This window comes from Pantoea sp. SJZ147 (assembly GCF_007828605.1).
Taxonomy (GTDB): domain Bacteria; phylum Pseudomonadota; class Gammaproteobacteria; order Enterobacterales; family Enterobacteriaceae; genus Pantoea; species Pantoea allii.
In genome coordinates this window covers 316,697-332,870 of record NZ_VIVB01000004.1, presented here as the reverse complement: position 1 = coordinate 332,870, position 16,174 = coordinate 316,697, and the positions used below count along the sequence as shown (strand labels likewise).

The window sequence follows — 16,174 nt, the reverse complement described above, 5'->3', positions numbered from 1 at the left end:
GCGAAGAGAACGAAGTTATCCGCGGGAGCTGCGAATAAGATCCCGGAAATATGCCGATAAAAAAAAGGCTGGTCACCTTAAGTGACCAGCATTAGGCCTTGGCCGGGTTTCCCTTATAACAGCGGTTTGTCACCGCGTTGCCACCACTTCAGCATTAAGCGTTCCAGGACATGCCCCGCGCTATGAGTCAGGCGATCAATCCTTGAACGGCGGCGCACATAGTTAACCCCGAGCACGGTAAATTTATCCATATGCTGAATAATAAGGTCGTCACTGGTAGAGATACGATCGACCAGGCCCAGCGTCAGGGCCTGGCGTCCGTACCAGTGCTCACCGGTTGCCACCTTGTCAATATCCAGTGACGGGCGCATTTCGTGCACGAACTGCTTAAACAGCAGATGCGTTTCATTCAGATCCTGCTGGAACTTTTCCCGCCCTTCTTCCGTGTTTTCACCAAACAGCGTCAGAGTGCGTTTATACTGACCCGCCGTATGTAGCTCAACATCAATGTCGTTACGCTTAAGCAGACGGTTAAAGTTGGGGATTTGCGCCACGACGCCAATCGAGCCGATGACCGCAAAAGGGGCGGAAACGATCTGGCTGGCAACACAAGCCATCATGTATCCTCCGCTGGCGGCCACTTTGTCAACGGCCGCGGTGAGGTTTAAGCCGGCATCCCGCAGGCGTTGCAGTTGCGACGCCGCCAGACCATAACCGTGTACCATGCCACCCGGGCTTTCCAGCCGTATTAGCACTTCATCACCCGGCTGAGCAACGGCGAGTACCGCAGACACTTCTTCACGTAATGACTTAACTTCGCTGGCATCGATACTGCCATTAAAGTCCAGAACGTAAAGCGTGGGTTTAGTGGTTTCCTGGTTGCCCTGCTTCGCTGCGCGTTTCTCTGCTTTGGCCTTTTGTTTTTCGGCCTTTTTATTGTTTTTTAACCACAGCTTTTGAGCCTGAGGTTTCATTTTCTCAAGCTGCAGCTCTTCTTTCATTTTGGTGTAGTCATCACCCAGTCGCGTCAGGCGGAGTTGCCCACTCTGATGACGTTTGCGCTGTGCGGCGTTAACAACAATCATTACGATAGCTGCAATGGCAATCACCACCGTCACCGCTTTTGCTAAAAACAGTCCATAACTCAAAAGAAGATCCATCGTGTCGCCTTATTAAACAGAGGATTACTGACAAACGGTTAGTTTAACTGGTTTATCCAGACCCGTCGCCTGAAATGCCAGCACCTGGCACAGAATGTACTTATTGCCAATTGCGTCATGGCATGAATTGAGGCATAAAGCGTGAAACCCTCACGTTGCGGGAGGCTCCCAACATGCACTATCAACCTAAAAATGATCTACTCGCGAATCGCCTGATTCTTGTCACCGGTGCTTCTGACGGCATTGGCCGGGAAGCGGCCCTGACCTACGCTCGCTATGGGGCTGAAGTCATCTTACTGGGCCGTAGCGCGGAAAAGCTGCAGCACACCAAAGAGGCGATTGGCCAGTTAAATCAGCGCCCGGCGCACGCGGTGGTATTTGATTTGTCTGATGCAACGCCAGAGCAGTGCCATCAACTGGCCGGGCAACTGGCGCAACAGTTTTCGCATCTGGATGGCGTATTACATAACGCCAGCATTTTAGGGGAAATCATGCCGCTGGCGGACCTTGATCCGCAGGTTTGGCAACAGGTCATGAAGATTAACGTCGATGCGACCTTTTTCCTCACCCAGGCCCTGCTACCGCTGCTGTTGAAATCAGAAAGTGGATCGCTGGTCTTCACCACCTCCAGCGTGGGCCGAACCGGTCGTGCGGGATGGGGCGCTTATGCGGTATCAAAATTTGCGACCGAAGGCATGATGCAGGTGCTGGCAGATGAATATAAAAACCACGCGTTACGCGTCAACTGTATCAATCCCGGCGGCACGCGCACAAAAATGCGTGCCAGTGCGTTTCCGCAGGAAGATGCCAGTAAACTTAAAACGCCTGCCGATATTATGCCGCTCTACCTCTATTTAATGGGTGACGACAGTCGCCGTAAAACCGGTATGAGCTTTGATGCTCAGCCGGGCAGAAAACCTGGAGCAGCTGAATAATGACGGACGAACGCCACCAGCAACGTCAGCAACGCTTAAAGGAACAGGTGGATGCCCGCATTGCCGCAGCCAGTGAAGTCAGAGGTATCCTGATGGTATTTACCGGCAATGGCAAAGGCAAAACCACCGCCGCTTTTGGCACCGCGTTACGCGCCTGTGGACATGGCAAGCGCGCCGCGGCCATCCAGTTTATCAAGGGTGAGTGGCCGAATGGCGAGCGCAACATGCTGGAACAGCACGGTGTTGCGTTTCAGGTGATGGCCACCGGCTTTACCTGGGAGACACAAAATCGCCAGACCGATACCGATGCCTGCCTTGCCGTCTGGCAGCATGCGAAGCGCATGCTGTGTGATAGCAGCCTGGATCTGGTGATTCTTGATGAAATCACCTACATGGTCAGTATGGATTATCTGCCCCTTGACGAGCTGGTCACTGCCCTAAAACAGCGCCCTGCTCAGCAAAGCGTGATTATTACCGGCCGTGGATGCCATCGCACCCTGCTGGATATGGCTGATACCGTCACGGAAATGCGGCCAGTGAAACATGCTTTTGACGCCGGTATTCAGGCCCAGCAGGGAATAGACTGGTAATCTTATTACATGCTATTCAGCAACGGTCGGACGGGGTGCCTGTCTGACCTGCATCTTTTCGGCATAAATCTGTAAACCTGATCGTCAGCCTGTCACCCGATCGTTACATGAGCCTCTTGCCCAATACCGTTAAACCCTCGTCCGTCGCACCTCAGAATTCCGCTTGCCACGAGCGCGCTGCTGGGTCGGTTTCGGCAAAAATGCGATCTCTGACGCGCCTGTTTACCCCAACCTGTCGGCCATAAACGTAAATTTTCGATTACACTTCACGCGCCCTTTCCAGTTCCGTTACCTGAAATTGACCGCCATGATTTACATCAGTCATTGATCACAATCACATAATGCCCGGTGAACGGCCGCAAAAACCGATCGGGATCACTCTTCCATGTTAAAAAAATGATAAAAAAAATTTAGCTTTAATATCATCTCTTTGTGCATGGTTAATCAAAACAAGAGGTTAACCATTAACACGCTAAGTAAATCCATAAATTATTATCTTGTTCGATAACAATTGAATAACTTTTGCCAATGAGAGGGCTGTTATTTTGCTGACCATACTGGGCTTTACGATGGTTGTTTGTTTCATGTACCTGATCATGACCAAACGCATGTCAGCGCTGATAGCGCTAATTCTTATTCCCACCCTGTTCGCTTTGCTGGGTGGTTTCTACCAGGGGCTGGGTGCCATGATGCTGGATGGGGTGAAAACCCTGGCACCTACAGGCGTCATGCTCACCTTCTCGATTCTCTATTTCGGCCTGATGATTGATGCTGGCCTGTTTGATCCACTGGTGCGTTTTATTCTTAAAATCGTGCGGGGCGATCCGCTTAAGGTGCTGGTTGGTACGGCGGTACTGACGCTGCTGGTCTCACTGGATGGTGACAGCTCAACCACCTATATGATTGCTATTGCCGCGTTCCTTCCCCTCTACCGTAAGCTGGGCATGAATGTGCTGGCGATGACCTGTCTGGTTAACCTTGCCAGTGGCATCATGAATCTCTCTCCCTGGGGCGGACCAACGGCACGTGCCGCTGCCGCGTTGCGAATTGACGCGCTCGACATTTTCATACCGATGTTGCCTGCCATTTTTATCGCCTGTGTTGCCCTTGTGGGCCTGGCCTTCATGTTTGGCTTGCAGGAGCGTAAACGCCTGGGCGTGATGAGCATCAGCGACCATCATCTGGATAATATTGAGTTGGGGCTGGGTGATGCTGAAGAGTGTGCAGCCAATCGTCGGCCTAAAATGTTCTGGCCAAACTTTGTTCTGACTACGGTGCTGCTGGTCCTGTTGGTTGTTGGTGCCATGCCCATTCAGATCCTGTTTATGCTGGCCTTCGCGATTGCGGTGATGCTGAACTATCCAACGCTGGAAGAACAAAAGGCCCGTATTGGTTCCCATGCCAGTAATGTGCTGGCCGTGACGGCGCTGATTTTCGCTGCAGGTATCTTTACCGGTATCCTTTCGGGAACCGGTATGGTGGATGCCATGGCGAAAAGCCTGTTGGCCTTTATTCCACACAGTTTTGGCCCCTATCTCGCCGTGTTTACCGCCTTAATCAGTCTGCCTTTTACCTTTTTTATGTCTAACGATGCCTTCTATTTTGGCATCCTGCCGGTGATTGCCCAAACGGCGGCCAGCTACGGTATTTCCGCAGAGGAAATTGCCCGGGCCTCCATTGTGGGTCAGCCTTTCCATTTACTGAGCCCGCTGGTTCCGTCGGTCTATCTTCTGGTCGGTCTGGCGAAGGTGGATATCGGTGACCACCAGCGTTTTGCCATTAAGTGGGGAATTTTAATCAGCCTGGTGCTGATGGCCGGTGGGTTAATTACCGGTGCGTTTCCGCTGTTTCACCGGTAAGCCGTTGTCACCTGAACAGTGAGAAAACACAAAAGCCGCAACGATGATCGTTGCGGCTTTTTTAATGAATCTGTTCTGACGTGCAAACCGATATCAGGTTGCGTTACGCTTACTGCCGGGATTACGGCGGGCAGGTCTGCCACTGGTCTGACTGTGGCGCTTCACGGCCCGACGGATCTGATTGGCCTTGGTACGGCGACGGTCTTTCTCGACAGCCAGTTTGGTGACGGTTTCATCATCCATCCCCACCATGTTACGCAGATAATTGACCGCAGACAGATCAAGCTCCATCCAGCCACCGCGTGGAATGCCTTTTGGCAACGTGATATCGCCATAACGAACACGCATCAGTCGGCTCACCTGGACGCCCACGGCTTCCCACAAGCGACGAACTTCACGGTTCCGTCCTTCGGTCAGCGTCACGTTGTACCACTGGTTGATACCTTCACCACCGGCAAAGCGCAGCGTTTTGAATGCGGCGGGGCCATCTTCAAGCTGCACGCCTTTGCTGAGCTGCCGAATTTTGTCGTCATCAACCTGACCAAATACGCGCACCGCATATTCGCGTTCCACTTCACGGCTGGGATGCATCAGGCGGTTAGCCAGTTCGCCATCTGTGGTAAACAGCATCAACCCGCAGGTATTGACGTCAAGACGACCCACGGCAATCCAGCGCGAACCGCGCAACCGTGGCAGTCGATCAAAGACCGTTGGACGCCCTTCCGGATCGCTGCGTGTGCAGAGTTCACCTTCAGGTTTGTAATAGGCCAGTACGCGGCAGACTTCCGTTGCAGATTCCGCAATAGAAACCAAATGACCGTCAATACGGATCTTCAGGGCTTTGCTGTTTTCGATGCGATCGCCAAGCGTGGCCAGCTTACCGTCAACGCTAACGCGTCCGGCAGCGATCATCGTTTCAATTTCACGACGCGAACCGTGACCGGCGCGCGCTAAGACTTTTTGTAACTTTTCGCTCATGGAGCTACCTCATTGTCGCCTTCCCAGGCGTCGGATGGATTAGGAATTAAACCTTAAAAATCAATGGGTTATATTTTCCTGTTGGCCCCATTATACAGGATGTCCCTCGTAATGTAACCCGTATTATGGCGTTGCCCTGATACGCACCGCGGGCAGGCAGCTATCCTGATGGAATCCACCTTCTGCAGCGCTGGCGCGCATTCGTCTGGCAACAGGCCCTGCCAGATATCAGCGGCAGGCATAATTATAATAATGAACGCGCTGTACTTAAAGAATCGAGATTATCCTCGCCATCAACAGGACATGTTGTGAAGCACAAAGCATCAGGAAACGCTTTATAGCTTCACGTTTCATCAATTTTATCTGCCTTATTGTGGTGAAATGGCGCACTGATGACCGATAAATTGCCTCAACAGCAAAAAGTAACGCTTTGTTACTTAATTCAAGTTAATGTTTCACCGGCAGCAGTTTTAGATAATGTTGCCGTTAACCCTTCTTAGAGAATTCGCATTAAAAAGATTTGTATTTAATGATTTCTACGCTATAGGTTTATCGCGAAACATTAAAAGCCGAGTAAAAGTGTCGTAAGCAGCGCAAATATAGTGGTGAGAAAAGTTTATTTTTACAGGCGGAATGTCATTTGAGTTAATTTAAAAATACAGAAAACCACACTTAAGCCAAATATTTATTTTTTTAATCATCCGCAGGGTGAGCTTTGCACATTGACCGCACTTTACCGCCTCTTTCCGTCGCATCTTTACTCGATATTTCATAGAGTAACCAACAATAAAGTTGTACAAGAAAAAATATGTTGTACAATTTTAATTATTGCGGGATACTGTGCGAAATAATGCCATCTGACCGACTCACTTTTGGTCAGACCGCTGTGCCGATATTCGCTCTCTCATTACAATAAATTTACATTAAAAAAAATGGACTGGCGGCAATCTCAGCCGATAACCATTATACGACCTTTTTAGCAGCCCTAATCTAATAAGCATACAGACGACGCAACGTTTCAAACGGCGCTGTATGAAAAAGCCGCTAACTGGTTGTTATTAAATATATATACACCGGCGCATCAGGAATATTTGCGTTAATATGGCTCACGATGAGCTTTAATTTGCATGTCTTGAATCTTTACCAGGGATTTTACTGACATGCTCACCTGAAGACACCACTATGCAAAAACAGTTTGTGTGCGCAGCGTTATTGACGCTGGCTCTGAGCGGTTGTTCTGTGGGCCATACTGAGTACAGCCGTACGGCGATGCAGCACGTTGATATGAGCGTGACAGGCATCCCTACCATTCTTGGTTTAGGTACATTAGGCACCAGCATTCCTTTAACGCCCGACTACAGCCTGACCGCCGCTCACGTGGCAAAATTCGCTGTGCAGCGCGTGAAGTCTTATCACCCTTATTGCGATCTCGCGATTATTTATCATAAGAATCCGCCAAATACGCTAACTCAATTCCGCAGCACCGATATTGGCGATGCGGTAAAAATGTATGGATACAGCTATATTTCGGCGCTGCCCGTTGAGTCTAAAGGGGTAAATCTGGCGCGCACGGCGATACGTAATACCTGGAATAAAAGCCCGTGTATTGCGATGGCCTCTAATGCGGGAGTCGTCCAGGGCATGTCCGGCGGCGGCGTCTATAACAGCGACGATACGTTGGGTGGGGTTATCGTAGGTTACTCAGATGCAATTAAAAATGGCCGTAGCGGGAAAGTGATTTTAAAAGATGTTTCACTTTATATCCCTTACGGCCAGTTTAAAAACTGGTTACAGGCGACGATTCCCGTCACCCGTAAAACCTGAGTGGGTTACAGAAAAGGTTTCACATCTCCCACACCTTCACGGACGACTTCAGGTGCATCACTGGTGAGATCAATGACGGTGGTGGGCTGCTGTCCAAGCGTGCCACCGTCGATAATCAGATCGACCTGCTTGCCAATACGCTGTTGAATATCTTCCGGATCAGATTCCGTGAAGTCATTACCCGGCAGAATTAACGACGTCGACATCATGGGTTCGTTCAGCACCTCAAGCAGGGCAAGTGCTACCGGATTCGACGGTACGCGTAATCCAATCGTTTTACGCTTTTCATTCATCAAACGACGCGGCACTTCTTTCGTCGCCTTAAGAATAAACGTGTAATTACCCGGCGTGTTATTTTTAAGCAGACGGAAAGCGCTGTTACCCACCTGAGAATAAACAGACAGTTCAGATAAATCACGGCACATCAGCGTGAAATTATGATGACCGTCCAGCTGACGAATGCGACAAATTCGCTCCATCGCCCCTTTCTCTTCCAGCCGACAACCCAGGGCATAGCCGGAATCCGTTGGGTAAACAATCACGCCGCCTTTATTCAGGTACTCTACGGCCTGGTTAATCAGGCGCGGTTGTGGATTATCTGGATGAATATGAAACAGTTGACTCATAGAAACCTCTTATCCCCTTTCCGTACATTCCACTGCGGGTGCCAGTGCGGGAAAACGTTCCCAGACCGGTTCTACCGCCGCAGGTAGCCACAATTTGCGGCCCAGTTCAATCCACGGGCAGGGTTGATGAAAATCAGAACCTTGCGATGCAGCCAGATTGTTATCTCTGGCATATTGCGCTAACTGCGTGCGCTCAGCGGGTGCCTGCTGACATTGTGCGACCTCGATCGCATCCCCGCCAGCAGCGCTAAAACTGGCAATCAGGCGCTTTAGCCATTTTGCCGACAATCCGTAGCGTCCCGGATGTGCCAGCACGGCACAGCCACCAGAATGGTGAATCGCATCAATGGCTTGATTAATTGTACACCATTGCGGTGGGACGTAGCCGGTTTTGCCCCGCGCCAGATAATTTTTAAACACCTGCGCCATGTTATTCGCTTTGCCCAGATCGACCAGATAGCGGGCAAAATGGCCGCGCGTAATCATTCCCCCCTCGGCTAAGCGCTGCGCCCCTGCCAGCGCGTCGGGGATCTGCGCTTTATCCAGCCGTTCAGCAATGCGCTGTGCGCGCTCCAGTCGCGCCGTATACTGACCCGCAAGGAACTGGGTCATCACCGGATGTTGGATGTCGATGTTTAACCCGACAATATGAATTTCATGGTTTTCCCACAGCGTTGAAATCTCAACACCGGCTAAAATTTTTATGGGCAGTTGCTGATTCAGTACGGCCTGCTGCGCCTCAGGGATACCCGCGACGGTGTCGTGATCGGTAATTGCCAGCACCCCGACGCGCATGTCTACTGCGCGCTCAACCAGTGCCTGCGGCGACAACAATCCATCGGAAGCCCGCGTGTGACTATGAAGATCGTAAAGCGGAAAACGGGCGATATCGCTCAAAACAACTCCTGCTGGCTACTGATCGGGTCAGCATAATAACGATTTTATCGGCCACTGAAAAAGTGTATTGACATTTTTGTCACGAACCAGTTAACTAGTACACAAGTTCACCGCAGACGGGTATTTGATCATGAAAACTGTAATTACGCTTTTAATGGGTTGGTGGCGCAATGTTTCCCAGTACGGGCGACGTTGTCGTGCACACCTTGCGTAAACACTGTGCAGATACCTGAGCCCGCCTCCAAGCGGGCTTTTTTTTGGACGATATTCAGAGAAATCATCATGCTTAATGCAAAACCGACAGTGAAGTTAATTACCGGCAGCGCGCCCTATCGGGAAGATCCCGCCGCCGTTTTTCATCAGTTATGCGGCGCTCGCCCGGCGACACTGCTGCTTGAATCCGCAGATATCGACAGTAAAGAAAACTTAAAAAGCCTGATGATTGTTGACAGCGCCCTGCGCATCAGCGCATTAGGAAACCGTGTCACTTTACAGGCCCTGTCTGACAATGGCCGTGCGCTGCTGCCGCTGCTGGATGACGCTCTGCCCTCTGAAATCATCAATGAACCTCGCCCTGACGGGCGTGTTCTGACATTTACCCCTGTGCAGGATCAGCAGGATGAAGACTCACGCTTACGCGCCCTGTCGGTGTTTGACGCACTGCGTCTGATTCCACAGTTGGTGAATTCCCCAAGCGAAGAGCGCGAAGCCGTGTTTGTCGGCGGCCTGTTTGCCTACGATCTGGTGGCAGGCTTTGAAGATTTACCAGAACTCAGCAGTGAGCAACGCTGTCCCGACTACTGCTTTTACCTGGCGGAAACGCTGCTGGTGCTGGATCACCAGGCGCGCAGCGCACGTCTGCAGGCCAGCCTGTTCTCGCCTTCTACCCACGAATTTCAACGTCTGCAACGACGCATTGAACAGTTGCATGGACAGATGTTACAACCTGCACCGGCGCTGCCCGTTCAGCCTGTCGAAACGATGACGCTGACCGTCAGCCAGAGCGATGAAGAGTATTGCGCGGTAGTGCGTAAGATGCAGGAGGCCATTCGCATTGGTGAAATCTTCCAGGTTGTGCCATCACGCCGCTTTTCGCTGCCCTGTCCCTCTGCGCTCGCCGCTTATGACACGCTGAAACGCAGCAATCCAAGCCCGTATATGTTCTTTATGCAGGATCAGGATTTTTCACTGTTTGGTGCCTCGCCCGAAAGCTCGTTGAAGTACGAGGCTGCGTCTCGTCAGATTGAAATTTACCCCATTGCCGGCACCCGACCACGCGGTCGGCACGCTGACGGTTCGCTGGATCGCGATCTCGACAGCCGTATCGAGTTAGAAATGCGCACGGACCACAAAGAACTGGCCGAGCACCTGATGCTCGTCGATCTGGCGCGCAATGATTTAGCCCGTATCTGCCGTCCCGGAAGTCGTTATGTTGCCGACCTGACGAAAGTTGACCGCTATTCCTTTGTAATGCATCTGGTCTCGCGGGTTGTGGGCACGCTGCGCGATGACCTGGACGTGCTACATGCCTATCGCGCCTGCATGAATATGGGCACCCTGAGCGGTGCGCCTAAAGTCCGGGCGATGCAGCTGATTGCAGACGCAGAGGGCACACGACGCGGGATCTACGGTGGCGCTGTGGGCTATTTCACCGCCAACGGTGATTTAGATACCTGCATCGTAATCCGCTCAGCCTATGTAGAAGATGGCGTAGCCACCGTGCAGGCCGGAGCCGGTGTGGTGCTGGATTCGGACCCTCAGGCTGAAGCAGATGAAAGCCGTAACAAAGCCCGCGCCGTATTGCGCGCGATTGCCACTGCTCACCACTGCAAGGAGATTTTCTGATGGCTGACATCCTGCTGCTGGATAACATCGACTCATTTACCTACAACCTGGTCGATCAGCTTCGTACCTTCGGGCACAACGTGGTGGTGTACCGTAATAACATGCCGACATCGCTGTTGATCGATCGACTGCAAAGCATGAATAATCCGGTGCTGATGCTGTCCCCGGGGCCCGGCGCGCCAAAAGAGGCGGGCTGTATGCCAGAGCTGCTGCGCGCGATGCGCGGAAAGCTGCCGATTATCGGCATTTGCCTGGGTCATCAGGCGATTGTGGAAACCTATGGCGGTCATGTCGGTCAGGCCGGCGAAATTCTGCATGGCAAAGCCTCTGCCATTCGTCACGATGGTGAAGCGATGTTTGCCGGGCTCAGCAATCCCCTTCCCGTTGCCCGTTATCATTCGCTGGTTGGCAGTAACACGCCGGACGAATTAACGGTGAATGCCAGTTACAACGGCATGGTCATGGCGGTCCGCCACGAAAAAGATCGTGTGTGCGGATTCCAGTTCCATCCCGAATCCATTTTAACCACTCAGGGCGCGCGTCTGCTTGAACAGACACTGGCCTGGGCGCTGGCGAAGTAACAGGGAGAAAAGTATGAATACGATTCTGGAAAAACTTTACCAGTCGCAGATCCTGACTCAACACGAGAGTCATCAACTGTTCAGCGCCATTATTACTGGTCAGCTTGAACCGACTCAACTGGCAGCGGTTCTGATTGCTATGAAGGTGCGTGGCGAAAACCCCGAAGAAATCGCCGGAGCTGCCAGTGCCTTACTGGAAGATGCCAAACCCTTTCCACGCCCGGATTACGCCTTTGCCGATATTGTTGGCACCGGCGGCGATGGCAGTAACAGCATTAACATCTCGACCGCCAGCGCCTTTGTCGCAGCAACCTGCGGGCTGAAAGTCGCGAAACACGGCAACCGCAGCGTATCAAGCAAATCAGGATCGTCTGACCTGCTGGCTGCGTTCGGTATCAATCTGGATATGCCTGCCGAGCTGGCACGTAAAGCGCTGGACGATCTGAATGTCTGTTTCCTGTTTGCACCGCAGTACCACACGGGTTTTCGCCATGCCATGCCGGTGCGCCAGCAGTTGAAAACCCGCACGGTATTTAACGTGCTCGGGCCGCTGATTAATCCTGCCCGCCCGCCGCTGGCCGTGATTGGGGTTTACAGCCCTGAACTGGTGCTGCCCATTGCGCAAACCCTGAAAGTGCTGGGCTACCAGCGCGCAGCGGTCGTGCATGGTGGCGGAATGGATGAGGTGGCGCTACACGATGTCACCCATGTGGCTGAGTTGCGTGAAGGTGAGATTACCCGCTATCAGCTCGGCCCGGAAGATTTCGGCTTTGGCTTCCATCCTAAAGAGGCTCTGGCAGGCGGCACGCCGGAAGAAAACCGTGACATTCTTACACGTTTACTCCAGGGTAATGGCGAGCAGGCCCATGAGGAGGCGGTTGCCGTAAATGTGGCGATGCTGCTCAAAGTGTTTGGTAATGAAGATCTCCGTGAAAATGCACAGCGTGCGCTCAATGCCATCCGTAGTGGTCAGGCCTATGAGCGCGTGGTGGCTCTGGCATCAAGAGGATAATCATGCAGGGTACAGTGTTAGATAAAATCGTGAAAGACAAAGCCATTTGGGTTGAGGCACGTAAGCAGCAGCAACCCCTGGAGAGTTTCCAGCAGCGCATTACGCTTTCCAACCGTAGTTTTTATGACGCACTGCAGGGCACCCGCACTGCCTTTATTCTGGAATGCAAAAAAGCCTCTCCATCCAAAGGGCTGATTCGTGATGATTTTGATCCCGAGATGATAGCCGGGGTTTATCGCCACTATGCATCTGCGGTTTCCGTGTTGACCGATGAGAAATATTTTCAGGGTGACTTCGCCTTTTTACCTGTCGTCAGTGCGGCCATAACGCAGCCTGTGCTGTGCAAAGACTTTATTATCGATCCTTATCAAATCTATCTGGCACGTTACTATCAGGCCGATGCCATCCTGCTGATGCTGTCAGTGGTGGATGACGAGCAGTATCGTCAGCTTGCTGCGGTTGCGCACAGTCTACAGATGGGCGTGCTGACCGAAGTCAGTAACGAACAGGAGCTGGAACGCGCCATTGCGTTGGAAGCGAAAGTGGTGGGCATTAATAACCGCGATTTACGTGACCTGTCGATTGATCTGAATCGGACACGCGAACTGGCACCGCGTCTGGGCCAGGGCATCACCGTCATCAGCGAGTCAGGCATTAACAACTATCGTGATGTCCGTGAATTAAGTCATTTCGCCAATGGTTTCCTTATTGGCTCTGCATTAATGGAAGAAGACGATCTTCATGCGGCAGTGCGTCGTGTCACCCTGGGCAGCAACAAAGTCTGTGGTTTGACCCGTCCTGAAGATGCCTGCGCCGCCTGTGATGCGGGCGCCCTTTTTGGTGGGTTAATCTTTGTCGAGGGTTCGCCGCGTCAGGTTGATACCGATAAAGCGCGGGCGGTCATCGCAGGCGCGCCGTTGAAGTATGTCGGTGTGTTCCGCAATGCAGCAATAAGTGACATTGTCACTAAAGTCACTGCGCTACAGCTCAGCGCCGTGCAGTTACACGGTGATGAAGACCCCGCCTATGTATCTGCGCTTTATCAGGCCTTGCCTGAACAGGTACAAATCTGGAAAGCGCTGAGTATCCAACATGCCCTGCCTGAGCGTAACTGGCCCCATGTGGATCGTTATGTCTTTGATAATGGCAACGGCGGCTCGGGCCAGACGTTTGACTGGTCACTGCTTCAGGGCCAGGACCTCAAGAATGTCATGCTGGCGGGCGGCCTGAGTGCCGATAACTGCGTGGAAGCCGCGCAGCTTGGATGTGCAGGACTGGACTTCAATTCGGGTGTGGAAAGCGAGCCAGGTATTAAAGACGCCAGCAAAATTGCCGCCGTATTCCGGACGCTTCGCGCCTACTGATTGACCGGGCCCGTGTTGTGGCGGGCCACAAAAAAGGATAGCAAAACATGACCTTACTCAATCCCTATTTTGGCGACTTCGGCGGCATGTATGTGCCGCAAATTTTGATGCCAGCGCTAAAACAGTTAGAAGAAGCCTTTGTTAGCGCGCAGAAAGATCCTGAATTTCAGGCTGAATTTACCGACCTGCTGAAAAACTATGCGGGCCGTCCCACGGCGTTAACCCTGTGCAGCAACCTGGCAAAAGGGACAAAAACCCGCCTGTATCTGAAACGCGAAGATCTGCTGCACGGCGGTGCGCACAAGACTAACCAGGTTTTAGGTCAGGCACTGCTGGCGAAACGCATGGGCAAGAATGAGATCATCGCCGAAACCGGTGCAGGTCAACATGGCGTTGCCTCTGCGCTCGCCTGTGCGTTACTGGGCATGAAATGCCGTATCTATATGGGTGCTAAAGACGTGGAGCGTCAGTCGCCGAACGTCTTCCGTATGCGCCTGATGGGTGCCGAAGTGATTCCGGTACACAGTGGTTCAGCCACGCTGAAAGATGCCTGTAATGAAGCGCTACGTGACTGGTCAGGCAGCTATGAAACCTCGCACTATATGCTGGGCACCGCTGCCGGCCCGCACCCCTTCCCGACGATTGTGCGCGAATTTCAGCGCATGATTGGTGAAGAGACCAAAAAACAGATTCTGGAAAAGGAAGGTCGCCTACCGGATGCGATTATCGCCTGTGTTGGCGGCGGTTCCAACGCCATCGGTATGTTTGCCGACTTTATTGACGAAGAAGGTGTCAAGCTGATTGGCGTTGAGCCTGCGGGACACGGTATTGAAACGGGTGAACACGGTGCGCCACTGAAGCATGGCCGCGTCGGCATTTATTTCGGTATGAAATCACCGATGATGCAGACCGACGAGGGGCAGATTGAGGAGTCGTACTCAATTTCAGCCGGGCTTGACTTCCCTTCTGTTGGCCCACAGCACGCCCATCTCAACAGCATTGGTCGGGCCGACTATGTGTCAGTCACCGACAATGAAGCGCTTGCTGCCTTTAAAAAGCTGTGCCGCGCCGAAGGCATCATTCCTGCGCTGGAGTCGGCTCATGCCCTGGCGTATGCCCTGAAGATGATTGAGGCAGAACCGGAAAAAGAGCAACTGATTGTGGTGAACCTTTCCGGTCGCGGGGATAAAGATATCTTCACCGTTCACGATATTCTGACTGCGCAGGGAGAAATCTGATGGAACGTTATGATCAACTGTTTACGCGTCTGGCGGCGAAGAAAGAAGGCGCACTGGTGCCCTTCGTCACGCTGGGCGATCCTTCACCCGCGCTGTCATTACGGATTATTGATGCGCTGGTAGAAGGTGGGGCTGACGCGCTTGAACTGGGCATTCCTTTTTCCGATCCGTTAGCGGATGGGCCAACCATCCAAAGCGCCACGCTACGGGCATTTGCGGCCGGTACCACGACGGCACAGTGCTTTGAAATGCTGGCAGCTATACGTCATAAATATCCTGAATTACCGATTGGCTTACTGATGTATGCCAACCTTGTATTCAGCAACGGTATTGATGAGTTCTATGCGCGTTGTGCCCAGGCTGGAGTTGACTCAGTGCTTGTGGCAGATGTGCCTGTGGAAGAATCAGCGCCGTTCCGCCAGGCTGCGATGCGACATGGCATTGCGCCAATTTTCATTTGCCCACCTAACGCCAGCGATGAGCTGCTACGTGAGATTGCCTCTCACGGGCGCGGTTATACCTATCTGTTATCCCGTGCCGGCGTCACCGGGACTGAGAAGCGGGCCAGCCTGCCGCTGGATCACCTGATTGCAAAGCTACGTGAATATCACGCCGCGCCACCGCTACAGGGCTTTGGGATTTCCGAACCCTCACAGGTCAAAGAATCGCTCGCGGCGGGGACTGCCGGTGCGATTTCCGGCTCGGCTGTGGTCAAAATTATTGAGCAGCATCAGGCCGAACCCGAGGTGATGCTGGATGCCCTGAAAACCTTCATTGGTAACCTGAAAGCCGCTACCCGCTAATCGCCTTCATGCCTTACCGTCCGGTAAGGCATGATTTCCCTGTTTTTTTTCATTACCGGTTTGCTAATTTCGGATTTCCTGCACCACAATTAACAGGCGCCGTTATGGTAACGTCGCATCCAATTTGTGACAGGGAGAGAAGCAATGAAATGGTTTAAAGTGCTGGCAAGTGCCATGGTCGCGGCTGTTGTTGCATTAACACTGAGCGCCTGTGCGCCAACGCCAACTAAAGAAGGCACCGGCGGTTATATTGATGACACTGTCATCACGACCAAAGTGAAAGCAGAACTGTTAAAAGATGAGTCGCTGAAATCGACTGAAATTAACGTTGAAACCTTTAAGGGTAAAGTGCAGCTCAGCGGTTTTGTCAGCTCGCCGCAGATGGCTAACCATGCAGTACAGGTTACCCGCAGCGTGGCCGGCGTAAGATCCGTCGTCAATAACATGCAAATTAAATAACGC

The 16,174-nt window shown here is 52.3% G+C and carries 13 protein-coding genes, 1 pseudogene and 1 other annotated feature; of the genes and pseudogenes, 10 read left to right on the top strand and 4 right to left on the bottom strand.

The features are described 5' to 3' along the window. Positions 1-113 precede the first annotated feature (113 nt). Positions 114-1,160 carry a protease SohB gene (gene sohB, locus FBY13_RS08690; RefSeq protein WP_145393966.1) on the bottom strand — a complete coding sequence of 349 codons (1,047 nt, stop codon included), beginning with the start codon at positions 1,158-1,160 and terminating at the stop codon, positions 114-116. 173 nt (positions 1,161-1,333) lie between these two features. Here sohB and FBY13_RS08685 point away from each other — a divergent pair, with 173 nt between their 5' ends. The 3 genes from FBY13_RS08685 (at position 1,334) to FBY13_RS08675 (ending at position 4,544) form a co-directional block, all read left to right on the top strand. Further along, a complete protein-coding gene (locus FBY13_RS08685) occupies positions 1,334-2,095 on the top strand; it encodes a YciK family oxidoreductase (RefSeq protein ID WP_096010526.1) in 762 nt (253 codons plus the stop codon). Next, the gene (gene cobO, locus FBY13_RS08680; protein ID WP_145393965.1) at positions 2,095-2,685 is read left to right on the top strand and encodes a cob(I)yrinic acid a,c-diamide adenosyltransferase; all 591 of its coding nucleotides are present in this window, start codon (positions 2,095-2,097) and stop codon (positions 2,683-2,685) included. Before FBY13_RS08685 ends, cobO begins: the two co-directional genes overlap by 1 nt. A gap of 545 nt (positions 2,686-3,230) precedes the next feature. Beyond that, a complete protein-coding gene (locus FBY13_RS08675; RefSeq protein WP_109716418.1) occupies positions 3,231-4,544 on the top strand; it encodes a CitMHS family transporter in 1,314 nt (437 codons plus the stop codon). Between the two features lie 93 nt (positions 4,545-4,637). Here the strand turns inward: FBY13_RS08675 and rluB are convergent, their stop codons facing one another. Further along, complete coding sequence (gene rluB, locus FBY13_RS08670; protein WP_145393964.1) at positions 4,638-5,522, bottom strand: 23S rRNA pseudouridine(2605) synthase RluB; 885 nt, start codon at positions 5,520-5,522, stop codon at positions 4,638-4,640. Between the two features lie 1,182 nt (positions 5,523-6,704). Here rluB and FBY13_RS08665 point away from each other — a divergent pair. Beyond that, positions 6,705-7,346, top strand: a complete 642-nt coding sequence (locus tag FBY13_RS08665; RefSeq protein ID WP_063879776.1) for a hypothetical protein — start codon at positions 6,705-6,707, stop codon at positions 7,344-7,346. 5 nt (positions 7,347-7,351) lie between these two features. Here the strand turns inward: FBY13_RS08665 and FBY13_RS08660 are convergent, their stop codons facing one another. Next, positions 7,352-7,972 (bottom strand): L-threonylcarbamoyladenylate synthase, encoded by a 621-nt coding sequence (locus FBY13_RS08660; RefSeq protein WP_063879777.1) that lies wholly within the window; start codon positions 7,970-7,972, stop codon positions 7,352-7,354. A gap of 9 nt (positions 7,973-7,981) precedes the next feature. Beyond that, the gene (locus FBY13_RS08655; protein WP_096010523.1) at positions 7,982-8,869 is read right to left on the bottom strand and encodes a PHP domain-containing protein; all 888 of its coding nucleotides are present in this window, start codon (positions 8,867-8,869) and stop codon (positions 7,982-7,984) included. 154 nt (positions 8,870-9,023) lie between these two features. Beyond that, positions 9,024-9,128 (top strand) — a sequence feature (Trp leader region). Between the two features lie 23 nt (positions 9,129-9,151). On the opposite strand from FBY13_RS08655, the gene FBY13_RS08650 reads away from it, so the two are divergent. The 6 genes and pseudogenes from FBY13_RS08650 to FBY13_RS08620 all read left to right on the top strand — a co-directional run bounded on the left by FBY13_RS08650 (position 9,152) and on the right by FBY13_RS08620 (position 16,171). Then, a complete protein-coding gene (locus FBY13_RS08650; protein ID WP_096010522.1) occupies positions 9,152-10,714 on the top strand; it encodes an anthranilate synthase component 1 in 1,563 nt (520 codons plus the stop codon). Continuing rightward, positions 10,714-12,307, top strand: a pseudogene (gene trpD / locus FBY13_RS23700) (bifunctional anthranilate synthase glutamate amidotransferase component TrpG/anthranilate phosphoribosyltransferase TrpD). Before FBY13_RS08650 ends, trpD begins: the two are co-directional and overlap by 1 nt. A gap of 2 nt (positions 12,308-12,309) precedes the next feature. Continuing rightward, entirely contained in the window at positions 12,310-13,671 is a 1,362-nt protein-coding gene (gene trpCF, locus FBY13_RS08635) for a bifunctional indole-3-glycerol-phosphate synthase TrpC/phosphoribosylanthranilate isomerase TrpF (protein ID WP_145393963.1), read from the top strand. 47 nt (positions 13,672-13,718) lie between these two features. Beyond that, positions 13,719-14,909, top strand: a complete 1,191-nt coding sequence (gene trpB, locus FBY13_RS08630) for a tryptophan synthase subunit beta (protein ID WP_063879783.1) — start codon at positions 13,719-13,721, stop codon at positions 14,907-14,909. Then, complete coding sequence (gene trpA / locus FBY13_RS08625; RefSeq protein ID WP_063879784.1) at positions 14,909-15,712, top strand: tryptophan synthase subunit alpha; 804 nt, start codon at positions 14,909-14,911, stop codon at positions 15,710-15,712. Before trpB ends, trpA begins: the two co-directional genes overlap by 1 nt. A gap of 144 nt (positions 15,713-15,856) precedes the next feature. Beyond that, positions 15,857-16,171: a BON domain-containing protein gene (locus FBY13_RS08620; RefSeq protein WP_014605729.1), complete on the top strand. Its 315-nt coding sequence runs from the start codon at positions 15,857-15,859 to the stop codon at positions 16,169-16,171. The last annotated feature ends 3 nt before the right edge of the window (positions 16,172-16,174 follow it).

What these genes read in the sequence shown, in the direction of transcription:
- sohB (WP_145393966.1), bottom strand. Translation starts at nt 1,160, where the DNA reads ATGGATCTTCTTTTGAGTTATGGACTGTTTTTAGCAAAAGCGGTGACG.
- FBY13_RS08685 (WP_096010526.1), top strand. Translation starts at nt 1,334, where the DNA reads ATGCACTATCAACCTAAAAATGATCTACTCGCGAATCGCCTGATTCTT.
- cobO (WP_145393965.1), top strand. Translation starts at nt 2,095, where the DNA reads ATGACGGACGAACGCCACCAGCAACGTCAGCAACGCTTAAAGGAACAG.
- rluB (WP_145393964.1), bottom strand. Translation starts at nt 5,522, where the DNA reads ATGAGCGAAAAGTTACAAAAAGTCTTAGCGCGCGCCGGTCACGGTTCG.
- FBY13_RS08665 (WP_063879776.1), top strand. Translation starts at nt 6,705, where the DNA reads ATGCAAAAACAGTTTGTGTGCGCAGCGTTATTGACGCTGGCTCTGAGC.
- FBY13_RS08660 (WP_063879777.1), bottom strand. Translation starts at nt 7,972, where the DNA reads ATGAGTCAACTGTTTCATATTCATCCAGATAATCCACAACCGCGCCTG.
- FBY13_RS08650 (WP_096010522.1), top strand. Translation starts at nt 9,152, where the DNA reads ATGCTTAATGCAAAACCGACAGTGAAGTTAATTACCGGCAGCGCGCCC.
- trpCF (WP_145393963.1), top strand. Translation starts at nt 12,310, where the DNA reads ATGCAGGGTACAGTGTTAGATAAAATCGTGAAAGACAAAGCCATTTGG.
- trpB (WP_063879783.1), top strand. Translation starts at nt 13,719, where the DNA reads ATGACCTTACTCAATCCCTATTTTGGCGACTTCGGCGGCATGTATGTG.
- trpA (WP_063879784.1), top strand. Translation starts at nt 14,909, where the DNA reads ATGGAACGTTATGATCAACTGTTTACGCGTCTGGCGGCGAAGAAAGAA.
- FBY13_RS08620 (WP_014605729.1), top strand. Translation starts at nt 15,857, where the DNA reads ATGAAATGGTTTAAAGTGCTGGCAAGTGCCATGGTCGCGGCTGTTGTT.